Consider the following 11,047-nt stretch of genomic DNA (forward strand, 5'->3'; position numbering starts at 1 on the left):
TAAAGCAACGTTATCATCCCTGGTGCCTGCGGTTAATTCCGCTACCTCTTCGATACCTTCATTGCTGAAGATTTCGGAGAATATGGTGCATCCGGGAGGATTCGAACCTCCGACCGCTCGGTTCGTAGCCGAGTACTCTATCCAGCTGAGCTACGGATGCATCGGGAAACTTACTTTACTGCAGATTTTTTGATACCGCTACTAAAGCCGTATCAAGTAAGAGATGGTGCATTCGGGAGGATTACTCGCCTTGCGGCTCGCCCTTCTGGCCGTTGCTAAAGCAACGTTATCCTCCCTGGTGCCTGCGGTTATACCGCCACCTCTTCCATACCTTCATCGCTGAAAGTACGTAGAATATGGTGCATCCGGGAGGATTCGAACCTCCGACCGCTCGGTTCGTAGCCGAGTACTCTATCCAGCTGAGCTACGGATGCAAATGGCGGTGAGGCGGGGATTCGAACCCCGGATGCAGCTTTTGACCGCATACTCCCTTAGCAGGGGAGCGCCTTCAGCCTCTCGGCCACCTCACCACACGCCTCTTACGAGTGCTTCGAAGAACTTGTTTATCGCTCATCGTCGCTGCGTGGCGCACATATTACTTTCTGAGACTTATAAGTCAAACAATTTTTCCCACACTTTTATCGTTTGCACACTTCACGCTCAATTAGTCTGTAAAAACGTCAAAAAGAGTGTTTTATCTACAGAAAAACGGAGGTCTGGCAGATAGCAGTAATGCAAAAAAATGGAGACTTAAGTTGAATGAACGGGAGTAAAGCGAAAAGACTATAGAGTGAAGGAGAAATTTTGAGGGTGCGTCTCACCGATAAAGATGAGACGCGGAAAGATTAGTAACTGGACTGCTGGGATTTTTCAGCCTGGATACGCTGGTAGATCTCTTCACGGTGAACAGAAACTTCCTTCGGGGCATTTACGCCAATACGTACCTGGTTGCCCTTCACCCCTAAAACTGTCACGGTGACCTCATCCCCAATCATGAGGGTCTCACCAACTCGACGAGTCAGAATCAGCATTCTTTGCTCCTTGAAAGATTAAAAGAGTCGGGTCTCTCTGTATCCCGGCATTATCCATCATATAACGCCAAAAAGTAAGCAATGACAAACACATTACATGTAAGCAGTCATGGCATTACATTCTGTTAAACCTAAGTTTAGCCGATATACACAACTTCAACCTGACTTTATCGTTGTCGATAGCGTTAATGCGAATGCCGTGAAGCGAGTCCACGGCATTGCCTGACGCTTATATTATTGCAATTTCGCGCTGACCCAGCCTTTCACACTGGCTAACGCTGCAGGTAAGGCCGCAGCATCCGTACCACCGGCTTGCGCCATGTCAGGACGTCCACCACCCTTGCCGCCCACCTGCTGAGCGACCATACCAATCAGTTCCCCTGCTTTCACACGATCTGTGACGTCCTTAGATACGCCTGCAATCAGAGAAACCTTACCTTCGGCTACCGTTGCCAGCACGATAATTGTCGACCCCAGCTGATTTTTTAAATCGTCAACCATGGTACGCAACATTTTCGGCTCAACACCGCTAAGCTCGCTAACCAACAGCTTAACACCATTAACATCAATTGCCTTACTGGAAATATTTGCGCTCTCCTGTGCGGCAGCTTGTTCTTTAAGCTGTTGTAGTTCTTTTTCTAACTGACGCGTACGTTCCAGTACTGAGCGCACTTTATCCGCCAGATTATTGCTATCGCCTTTCAGCAGATGCGCGACTTCGCTTAAGCGATCGCTGTCTGCATGAACGGTGGTGATAGCGCCTTCTCCGGTTACCGCTTCGATACGACGAACGCCTGCAGCAGTACCCGATTCAGAGATGATGCGGAACAGACCAATATCACCAGTGCGGCTGGCGTGAGTACCGCCACACAGCTCGGTGGAGAAATCGCCCATGCTCAGCACGCGTACACGCTCATCATACTTCTCGCCGAACAGCGCCATCGCACCTTTCGCTTTCGCCGCTTCGAGATCCATGATGTTGGTTTCGATCGGCAAATTGCGACGAATCTGTGCGTTCACCAGGTCTTCGACCGCACGAATCTCTTCCGGTTTCATCGCTTCGTTGTGTGAGAAGTCGAAGCGCAGCACCTTGTCGTTAACCAGTGAACCTTTCTGCGATACATGAGTCCCCAGAACCTGGCGCAGCGCAGCGTGCATCAGGTGCGTTGCGGAGTGATTCAGACGAATACGGGCGCGACGAGCCTCATCAACATCAGCCTGCACAGCGTCGCCCACTTTCAGAGAACCCGCAGCAAGTTTACCGATGTGACCAATCGCCTGGCCGTATTTCTGCGTATCTTCCACCGCGAAGGAGAAGTTAGCGTCTTTCAGTTCGCCTTTATCACCAACCTGACCGCCGGATTCCGCATAGAATGGTGTTTGATCTAGCACGACCACAGCTTCCTGGCCTGCATTGATGGCATCAACCGCTTTACCATCAACAAACAGCGCGGTCACTTTGCCGTTCAGTTCCAGATGGTCATAGCCTTTAAATTCAGATGCACTATCAACACGGATCATTGCGTTGTAATCGGCACCAAAGCCGCTGGCTTCGCGCGCGCGACGACGCTGCTCTTCCATTGCTGCTTCAAAACCAGCTTCGTCAACTTTGATGTTGCGCTCACGACAAACATCAGCCGTCAGGTCAACCGGGAAGCCATAGGTGTCGTACAGACGGAAAGCCGTTTCACCATCCAGCGTATCACCAGAAAGTTTTGCCAGCTCTTCATCCAGCAACGCCAGACCGCGCTCCAGAGTACGGGCAAACTGCTCTTCTTCAGTCTTCAGCACCTGCTCAACCTGCGCCTGCTGGCGTTTCAGGTCTTCACCCGCAGAGCCCATAACGTCGATCAGCGGACCAACCAGTTTGTAGAAGAAGGTTTCTTTCGCGCCGAGCATATTGCCGTGACGCACTGCGCGACGAATGATACGACGCAGTACATAACCACGGTTTTCATTGGACGGCATTACGCCATCCGCGATCAGGAACGCACAAGAACGAATGTGGTCAGCGATTACGCGCAGCGATTTATTGCTCAGATCGGTCGCGCCAGTGACTTTCGCTACCGCCTGGATCAACGTGCGGAACAGGTCGATGTCATAGTTAGAGTTAACGTGTTGCAGCACCGCAGCAATACGCTCCAGACCCATACCGGTATCTACAGACGGCTTCGGCAGCGGTTCCATCGTGCCATCTGCCTGGCGGTTGAACTGCATGAAGACGATGTTCCAGATCTCAATGTAGCGGTCGCCGTCTTCTTCCGGACTTCCCGGAGGGCCACCCCAAATGTGGTCGCCGTGATCGTAGAAGATTTCGGTGCACGGGCCGCACGGACCAGTGTCACCCATCTGCCAGAAGTTGTCAGATGCGTATGGCGCACCTTTGTTATCGCCGATGCGAATAATACGTTCGCGCGGGATCCCGACTTCTTTTTCCCAGATTTCGTAGGCTTCGTCGTCGCTTTCATAGACGGTAACCCACAGACGCTCTTTCGGCAGGGCAAACCATTTTTCGCTGGTCAGCAGTTCCCATGCAAACTGAATGGCATCGTGTTTGAAATAGTCGCCGAAGCTGAAGTTGCCCAGCATTTCGAAGAAGGTATGGTGACGCGCGGTGTAACCGACGTTTTCCAGGTCGTTGTGTTTACCACCCGCACGCACGCAGCGTTGGGAAGTGGTAGCGCGGGAATAATTACGCTTGTCGAGCCCAAGGAACACATCCTTGAACTGATTCATCCCGGCGTTGGTAAACAACAAAGTTGGGTCGTTATGGGGTACCAGGGAGCTGCTGGCAACTACCTGATGTCCCTTACTATGGAAAAAGTCGAGAAACGCCTGACGGATCTCAGCGGTGCTCTTGCTCATAATTATCCTGAAATCAAGCTAACGAAATATCGCCACCAGCTCCAGCGTGTCTTAACCGCCGGGCTGGTAACTGAAAAGTGGGAATAAGATAAGTTTTCTTGACTGGGAAGTAAAATACCGTATGCGTTCAGTCGGCAAAATTTCGCCAAATATCCTGGATATCTTCCATCAGATAGCCACGATAGAGCAGAAAACGCTGGATCTTAACTTTTTCTGAAAAGACAGTTGGCAAAGGTTCATCATATTTTCGCGTCGCCTGATCGCGCGCCAGTGCGCACCAGTCGATGTCACATTCACGCATCGCTTTTTCTGTCGCTTCGCGGGAAATACCTTTCTGATTCAGTTCCTGACGAATACGTGCAGGTCCATAACCTTTGCGGCTACGGCTGGCGATAAAGCGCGCAACAAATCGGCTGTCATCGAGATAGCCATGTTCATGGCACCATGCAATAACGCGCTCGTAATCTTCTGCCGTAGCATCAATCTCTTCTGGGCCATTTTTGCCCATAATCGGTGCCGCGAGTTTACGTCGCAGTTCTTGCTCACTGTGATCGCGCACCGCCAGAATGCGTACCGCACGATCCAACAGGCGAGCATATGCCGGGCGACGGGACGTTGATTCTGTCATGGCATATCCTTACAACTTAAAAAAGCAAAAGGGCCGCAGATGCGACCCAGGTTTTGCTGATAAACAGATTTAATAGTCAATGAGTGTGCAGAATGTTCCCGCAGGCCCAATTCGTTAGAGGATCGAGGTGAGAGTAATTTTTCACGCCAGTGCTGGCCTGTTCCCCTCACCCTAACCCTCTCCCCAAAGGGGCGAGGGGACCGTCCGTGCACACATTATCTATTATCATCAATAACGAACGATTAAAAATCTTCGTTAGTTTCTGCTACGCCTTCGCTGTCATCTACAGAGAAATCCGGCGTTGAGTTCGGGTTGCTCAGCAGCAACTCACGTACTTTCTTCTCGATCTCTTTCGCGGTTTCCGGGTTATCTTTCAGCCAGGCAGTTGCATTCGCTTTACCCTGACCGATCTTCTCACCTTTGTAGCTGTACCACGCGCCTGCTTTCTCGATCAGCTTCTCTTTTACGCCCAGGTCAACCAGTTCGCCGTAGAAGTTGATACCTTCGCCGTAGAGGATCTGAAATTCAGCCTGTTTAAACGGTGCAGCGATTTTGTTCTTCACCACTTTCACGCGGGTTTCGCTACCCACCACGTTTTCGCCCTCTTTCACCGCGCCGATACGACGGATGTCGAGACGAACAGAGGCGTAGAATTTCAGCGCGTTACCACCGGTAGTGGTTTCCGGGTTACCGAACATCACACCAATTTTCATACGGATCTGGTTGATGAAGATCAGCAGCGTGTTGGACTGCTTCAGGTTACCCGCCAGCTTACGCATCGCCTGGCTCATCATACGTGCCGCAAGGCCCATGTGAGAGTCGCCGATTTCGCCTTCGATTTCCGCTTTCGGCGTCAGTGCCGCCACGGAGTCAACGACGATAACGTCTACTGCACCAGAACGCGCCAGGGCGTCACAGATTTCCAGTGCCTGCTCGCCGGTGTCCGGCTGGGAGCACAGCAGGTTGTCGATATCGACGCCCAGTTTACGTGCGTAGATTGGGTCCAGCGCGTGTTCAGCATCGATAAACGCACAGGTTTTACCTTCACGCTGCGCTGCGGCGATCACCTGCAGCGTCAGCGTGGTTTTACCGGAAGATTCCGGTCCGTAGATTTCGACGATACGGCCCATCGGCAGACCACCTGCCCCAAGCGCGATATCCAGTGAAAGCGAACCGGTAGAGATGGTTTCCACATCCATGGAACGGTCTTCACCCAGGCGCATGATGGAGCCTTTACCAAATTGTTTCTCAATCTGGCCCAGTGCTGCCGCCAACGCTTTCTGTTTGTTTTCGTCGATAGCCATTTTTACTCCTGTCATGCCGGGTAATACCGGATAGTCAATATGTTCTGTTGAAGTAATTATACTGTATGTTCATACAGTATCAAGTGTTTTGTAGAAATTGTTGCCACAAGGTCTGCAATGCATACGCAGTAGCCTGACGACGCACCGCATCACGGTCGCCGCTGAAGCATTCCCGCCGGGTAATGCCTTCACCGCGGGCAGTGGCAAAAGCAAACCAGACGGTGCCGACAGGCTTCTCTTCACTGCCGCCATCCGGCCCGGCGATACCACTAATAGACACGGCATAATCAGCACGAGCCGCTTTCAGTGCGCCTATCACCATTTCCACCACGACGGGTTCACTCACCGCGCCATGCTGCGCCAGCGTCTCTTCGCGTACGCCGATCATCTGCGCTTTGGCTTCGTTACTGTAGGTGACAAATCCGCGTTCAAACCAGGCGGAGCTACCGGCAATATCGGTAATCACTTTCGCTACCCAACCACCGGTACAAGACTCGGCAGTTGTTACGGTTGCGCCACGGGCTTTCAGCGCCTGCCCAACCTGTTCACTTAACTGCATCAGTTCACTGTCAGTCATCACAACCTCTGTCAGTCAAAAATTTATGCCGGACAAGATAGCACTTTCGTCAGGAAGATGGTGTTGGCGTTGCAATTTTACGAGGAGGATTCAGAAAAAAGCTGATTAGCCAGAGGGAAGCTCACGCCCCCCTCTTGCAAATAGTTACTGCACGCGCGCCAGCGCCACGGCTTGTCCTAACTGCCAGACCGCCATTGCGTAATGGGTGCTGTGGTTATAACGGGTAATGGTGTAGAAGTTCGGCAGACCGTACCAGTACTGGTAACCGGTACCGACATCCAGACGCAGCAGGCTGGCTTGTTGATGGTTGCCCAGCGGCTGCTGTGGCGTTAAACCTGCCGTGGCAAGCTGCGAAATGCTGTACCTGGTTTTGAAGCCATTTGGCAAGCCTGGAGCCTGACCGTTTGCCATTACCGCGACCTGATCGCCTTTCACCCAGCCGTGCGCTTTGAAATAGTTCGCCACGCTACCGATCGCATCAACCGGATCCCACAGGTTGATATGCCCGTCGCCGCTGAAATCTACCGCATATTGTTTGTAAGACGACGGCATAAACTGTCCGTAGCCCATCGCCCCGGCAAAGGAACCTTTCAGATTGAGCGGATCGTCCTGCTCGTCGCGCGCCATCAGCAGGAAGGTTTCCAGCTCGCCAGAGAAATACTCCGCGCGGCGTGGGTAGTTAAATGACAGCGTTGCCAGCGCATCGAGGATGCGAGTTTTCCCCATCACGCGCCCCCAGCGGGTTTCAACGCCGATAATCCCGACGATAATTTCCGGCGGTACGCCATACACCTGCCACGCGCGATTCAACGCATCTTCATACTGATTCCAGAAAACCACACCGTTCTGCACGTTGTCCGGCGTAATAAATTTTTTGCGATAACGCAGCCATGCGCCGTTCGGACCTGATGGCGGTTTCACCGATGTGGTTGGTGCCTGGTTATCCATCAGCCGCAGTACCGAATCCAGACGCTTCGCCTGGGAGAGAATTTCCTGCAACTGCTGACGATCGAAACCGTGTTTGTTCACCATTTTGTCGATGAACTGCTGGGCATTCGGGTTATTAGCGAAATCGCCGCCCATCTGCATCACATTGTGCTGCGGCTCAAGCAGGAAGCCGCCAGACGGCGTTCCGGTGGTCGTTTCAGTCTCAGTAGGTTTTGGCTTGCTGCTACAGGCGGCAAGCAACACAAAAAGGGGAAGCAATGTTACATAACGACGCTTGAACATGAGGGGGCCATTTAACAGATTCAACCAGGGGCAAGTATGGTAAAGCATCACGCCCCGCACAAGGAAGCGGTAGTCACTGCCCGATACGGACTTTACATAACTCAACTCATTCCCCTCGCTATCCTTTTACTCAAACTTCCAAATTAAAATATTTATCTTTCATTTTTAGATTAAAATAACACTTTTAAATCTTTCAATCTGATTAGATTAGGTTGCCGTTTGGTAATAAAACAATAAATCCTGAAGGAGAGAACAATGATAGAAACCATTACTCATGGTGCAGAGTGGTTTATCGGGCTGTTCCAAAAGGGCGGAGAGGTGTTTACCGGGATGGTGACCGGCATTCTTCCGCTGTTGATTAGCCTGCTGGTTATCATGAACGCACTGATTAATTTTATCGGTCAGCATCGTATTGAACGTTTTGCTCAACGTTGCGCCGGTAACCCTGTTTCCCGTTACCTGCTGCTACCGTGCATTGGCACGTTTGTCTTTTGCAATCCGATGACCTTAAGCCAGGGTCGCTTTATGCCGGAAAAGTACAAACCCAGCTACTACGCGGCGGCCTCTTATAGCTGCCACTCAATGAATGGCCTCTTTCCCCATATCAACCCTGGCGAACTGTTTGTTTATCTTGGCATTGCCAGCGGTCTGACAACGCTGAACCTGCCACTTGGCCCACTGGCGGTGAGCTATCTGCTGGTTGGTCTGGTCACCAACTTCTTTCGCGGCTGGGTGACCGATCTGACCACCGCCATTTTTGAGAAAAAGATGGGCATTCAACTTGAACAAAAAGTTCACCTGGCAGGAGCAACATCATGACGCGTATTCGGATCGAAAAAGGAACGGGTGGCTGGGGCGGCCGCTTGAGCTGGAAGCCACGCCGGGCAAAAAAATCGTCTATATCACCGCCGGTACCCGGCCTGCGATTGTTGACAAACTGGCACAACTTACTGGCTGGCAGGCTATTGACGGATTTAAAGAAGGTGAACCCGCGGAGGCGGAAATTGGTGTCGCGGTAATCGACTGTGGCGGCACATTACGCTGCGGCATCTATCCGAAACGACGTATTCCCACCATTAATATCCACTCGACGGGCAAGTCCGGTCCGCTGGCGCAGTACATTGTGGAAGATATTTATGTCTCTGGCGTAAAAGAAGAAAACATCACTGTAGTGGGTGATGCGACACCACAACCCTCTTCCGTGGGCCGTGACTATGACACCAGTAAGAAAATCACCGAACAAAGCGATGGTTTACTGGCGAAGGTGGGAATGGGCATGGGCATGGGGTCCGCCGTTGCGGTGCTGTTTCAATCTGGTCGTGACACCATCGACACTGTATTAAAAACCATTCTGCCGTTTATGGCATTCGTCTCGGCGCTCATTGGCATCATTATGGCTTCTGGCCTTGGTGACTGGATTGCCCACGGTCTTGCTCCGCTGGCGAGCCATCCACTGGGTCTGGTCATGCTGGCGCTCATCTGCTCCTTCCCACTGCTTTCACCTTTCCTCGGCCCAGGCGCAGTTATCGCACAGGTTATCGGCGTATTGATTGGCGTGCAGATTGGTCTCGGCAATATTCCGCCGCATCTGGCTTTACCGGCACTGTTTGCCATCAACGCGCAGGCGGCCTGCGACTTCATCCCGGTCGGTTTGTCGCTGGCGGAAGCCCGTCAGGACACGGTTCGCGTCGGTGTCCCTTCTGTACTGGTGAGCCGCTTTTTAACCGGCGCACGACTGTACTGATCGCCTGGTTTGTCTCCGGTTTTATCTATCAATAGAGGCTGAAACATGACCGTTATTTATAAGACCACCATCACCCGTATCGGCGCGAGTGCCACTGACGCCCTCAGCGACCAGATGCTCATCACCTTTCGTGAAGGCGCGCCAGCGGACCTCGAAGAGTATTGCTTCATTCATTGCCACGGCGAGTTGAAAGGTGCACTCCATCCCGGTTTGCAATTTACGCTCGGGCAGCATCGCTATCCGGTGACCGCTGTTGGCAGCGTGGCGGAAGACAACCTTCGCGAACTGGGTCATGTCACCCTGCGCTTCGATGGTTTAAACGAAGCGGAATTTCCGGGCACTGTCCATGTGGCAGGCCCTGTACCCGACGATATCGCGCCGGGATCGGTTTTGAAGTTTGAATCTGTTAAGGAGTAAAAAATGAATCAGGTTGCCGTTGTCATCGGTGGTGGGCAAACCTTAGGCGCGTTCCTGTGCCACGGTCTGGTTGCCGAGGGGTATCGCGTCGCGGTTGTCGATATTCAGAGCGACAAAGCCGCAAATGTGGCACAAGAAATTAACGCCGAATATGGTGAAAGTATGGCGTACGGTTTTGGTGCTGACGCCACTAGCGAGCAAAGCGTTCTGGCGCTCTCTCGTGGGGTAGATGAAATCTTTGGTCGCGTGGATTTGCTGGTCTATAGCGCCGGAATAGCAAAAGCAGCCTTTATCAGCGACTTCCAGCTCGGCGATTTTGACCGTTCGCTACAAGTGAATCTGGTGGGTTATTTCCTGTGTGCCCGTGAATTTTCGCGTTTGATGATCCGCGACGGGATTCAGGGTCGCATTATTCAGATCAACTCGAAATCCGGCAAAGTGGGCAGCAAACACAACTCTGGCTACAGCGCAGCGAAATTTGGTGGCGTCGGGCTGACTCAATCACTGGCGCTGGATCTGGTGGAGTACGGCATTACGGTGCATTCACTGATGCTCGGTAACCTGCTGAAATCGCCGATGTTCCAGTCACTGTTGCCACAATACGCGACCAAGCTGGGTATCAAACCGGATCAAGTCGAGCAGTATTACATTGACAAAGTACCGCTCAAACGCGGCTGCGATTATCAAGATGTGCTGAATATGCTGCTGTTCTACGCCAGTCCTAAGGCGTCGTACTGCACCGGACAGTCGATCAATGTCACCGGCGGTCAGGTGATGTTCTGATCAACAGCGGAGATCCATTAAGGATCTCGTGAGACTATAGAATGCCTGATGCGCTACGCTCATCAGGCATACAGGACTTCCGCCACTACATTAAGGAAAAGTTATGGTATCCGCACTCATCACCGTCGCCGTTATCGCCTGGTGTGCGCAACTGGCCTTAGGCGGCTGGCAAATTTCTCGTTTTAACCGTGCCTTCGACACACTATGCCAGCAAGGGCGGGTTGGCGTGGGTCGTTCCAGCGGGCGCTTTAAACCGCGGGTCGTGGTCGCCATCGGCTGGACGATCAGCAGCGCATCGTCGACACCTTGTTTATGAAAGGACTGACCGTCTTCGCCCGACCGCAAAAAATTCCCGCAATTACCGGTATGCATGCGGGTGATTTACAGCCCGATGTGATCTTTCCCCATGATCCACTATCACAGAATGCTCTATCATTGGCGCTTAAACTGAAACGTGGATAATTTCGT

General features: G+C 52.2%; 9 protein-coding genes, 3 tRNA genes and 2 pseudogenes. 5 read left to right on the forward strand and 9 right to left on the reverse strand.

Translation table 11 applies throughout. The features are described from left to right. Positions 1-83 precede the first annotated feature (83 nt). The 9 genes from BHE85_RS19525 to mltB all read right to left on the reverse strand — a co-directional run bounded on the left by BHE85_RS19525 (position 84) and on the right by mltB (position 7,635). Positions 84-160 (reverse strand) — tRNA-Arg (locus BHE85_RS19525). Between the two features lie 197 nt (positions 161-357). Then, positions 358-434: transfer RNA gene (locus BHE85_RS19530), tRNA-Arg, on the reverse strand. A gap of 3 nt (positions 435-437) precedes the next feature. Further along, positions 438-530: transfer RNA gene (locus BHE85_RS19535), tRNA-Ser, on the reverse strand. Positions 531-845: 315 nt separating this feature from the next. Beyond that, entirely contained in the window at positions 846-1,031 is a 186-nt protein-coding gene (gene csrA / locus BHE85_RS19540) for a carbon storage regulator CsrA (RefSeq protein WP_000906486.1), read from the reverse strand. Positions 1,032-1,265: 234 nt separating this feature from the next. Continuing rightward, entirely contained in the window at positions 1,266-3,896 is a 2,631-nt protein-coding gene (gene alaS / locus BHE85_RS19545) for an alanine--tRNA ligase (RefSeq protein ID WP_039064238.1), read from the reverse strand. 127 nt (positions 3,897-4,023) lie between these two features. Continuing rightward, positions 4,024-4,524, reverse strand: coding sequence for a recombination regulator RecX (gene recX, locus BHE85_RS19550; protein WP_000140504.1), 501 nt, complete (start codon positions 4,522-4,524; stop codon positions 4,024-4,026). 242 nt (positions 4,525-4,766) lie between these two features. Continuing rightward, a complete protein-coding gene (recA, locus tag BHE85_RS19555; RefSeq protein ID WP_000963143.1) occupies positions 4,767-5,828 on the reverse strand; it encodes a recombinase RecA in 1,062 nt (353 codons plus the stop codon). Between the two features lie 79 nt (positions 5,829-5,907). Further along, entirely contained in the window at positions 5,908-6,405 is a 498-nt protein-coding gene (pncC, locus tag BHE85_RS19560; protein ID WP_000132235.1) for a nicotinamide-nucleotide amidase, read from the reverse strand. Between the two features lie 144 nt (positions 6,406-6,549). After that, positions 6,550-7,635 (reverse strand): lytic murein transglycosylase B, encoded by a 1,086-nt coding sequence (gene mltB, locus BHE85_RS19565; protein ID WP_001299653.1) that lies wholly within the window; start codon positions 7,633-7,635, stop codon positions 6,550-6,552. Between the two features lie 255 nt (positions 7,636-7,890). Between mltB and srlA the strand changes: the two genes are divergently transcribed. The 5 genes and pseudogenes from srlA to gutM all read left to right on the forward strand — a co-directional run bounded on the left by srlA (position 7,891) and on the right by gutM (position 11,041). After that, positions 7,891-8,454 carry a PTS glucitol/sorbitol transporter subunit IIC gene (gene srlA, locus BHE85_RS19570; protein ID WP_000573328.1) on the forward strand — a complete coding sequence of 188 codons (564 nt, stop codon included), beginning with the start codon at positions 7,891-7,893 and terminating at the stop codon, positions 8,452-8,454. Beyond that, positions 8,451-9,414, forward strand: a pseudogene (gene srlE, locus BHE85_RS19575) (PTS glucitol/sorbitol transporter subunit IIB). Before srlA ends, srlE begins: the two are co-directional and overlap by 4 nt. A gap of 10 nt (positions 9,415-9,424) precedes the next feature. Next, positions 9,425-9,796, forward strand: coding sequence for a PTS glucitol/sorbitol transporter subunit IIA (gene srlB / locus BHE85_RS19580; RefSeq protein WP_000216190.1), 372 nt, complete (start codon positions 9,425-9,427; stop codon positions 9,794-9,796). A gap of 3 nt (positions 9,797-9,799) precedes the next feature. Next, a complete protein-coding gene (gene srlD / locus BHE85_RS19585; protein ID WP_001077366.1) occupies positions 9,800-10,579 on the forward strand; it encodes a sorbitol-6-phosphate dehydrogenase in 780 nt (259 codons plus the stop codon). A 103-nt stretch (positions 10,580-10,682) separates the two neighbouring features. Then, positions 10,683-11,041 (forward strand): annotated as a pseudogene (gene gutM / locus BHE85_RS19590) (transcriptional regulator GutM). Positions 11,042-11,047 lie beyond the last annotated feature (6 nt).

The sequence above is a fragment of the Shigella sp. FC1567 genome, from assembly GCF_001743015.1.
In the GTDB taxonomy this organism is placed as follows: domain Bacteria; phylum Pseudomonadota; class Gammaproteobacteria; order Enterobacterales; family Enterobacteriaceae; genus Escherichia; species Escherichia coli.

Bases quoted from the DNA above. Each gene is read 5' to 3' on its own strand.
- csrA (WP_000906486.1), bottom strand. From the start codon at position 1,031: ATGCTGATTCTGACTCGTCGAGTTGGTGAGACCCTCATGATTGGGGAT.
- alaS (WP_039064238.1), bottom strand. From the start codon at position 3,896: ATGAGCAAGAGCACCGCTGAGATCCGTCAGGCGTTTCTCGACTTTTTC.
- recX (WP_000140504.1), bottom strand. From the start codon at position 4,524: ATGACAGAATCAACGTCCCGTCGCCCGGCATATGCTCGCCTGTTGGAT.
- recA (WP_000963143.1), bottom strand. From the start codon at position 5,828: ATGGCTATCGACGAAAACAAACAGAAAGCGTTGGCGGCAGCACTGGGC.
- pncC (WP_000132235.1), bottom strand. From the start codon at position 6,405: ATGACTGACAGTGAACTGATGCAGTTAAGTGAACAGGTTGGGCAGGCG.
- mltB (WP_001299653.1), bottom strand. From the start codon at position 7,635: ATGTTCAAGCGTCGTTATGTAACATTGCTTCCCCTTTTTGTGTTGCTT.
- srlA (WP_000573328.1), top strand. From the start codon at position 7,891: ATGATAGAAACCATTACTCATGGTGCAGAGTGGTTTATCGGGCTGTTC.
- srlB (WP_000216190.1), top strand. From the start codon at position 9,425: ATGACCGTTATTTATAAGACCACCATCACCCGTATCGGCGCGAGTGCC.
- srlD (WP_001077366.1), top strand. From the start codon at position 9,800: ATGAATCAGGTTGCCGTTGTCATCGGTGGTGGGCAAACCTTAGGCGCG.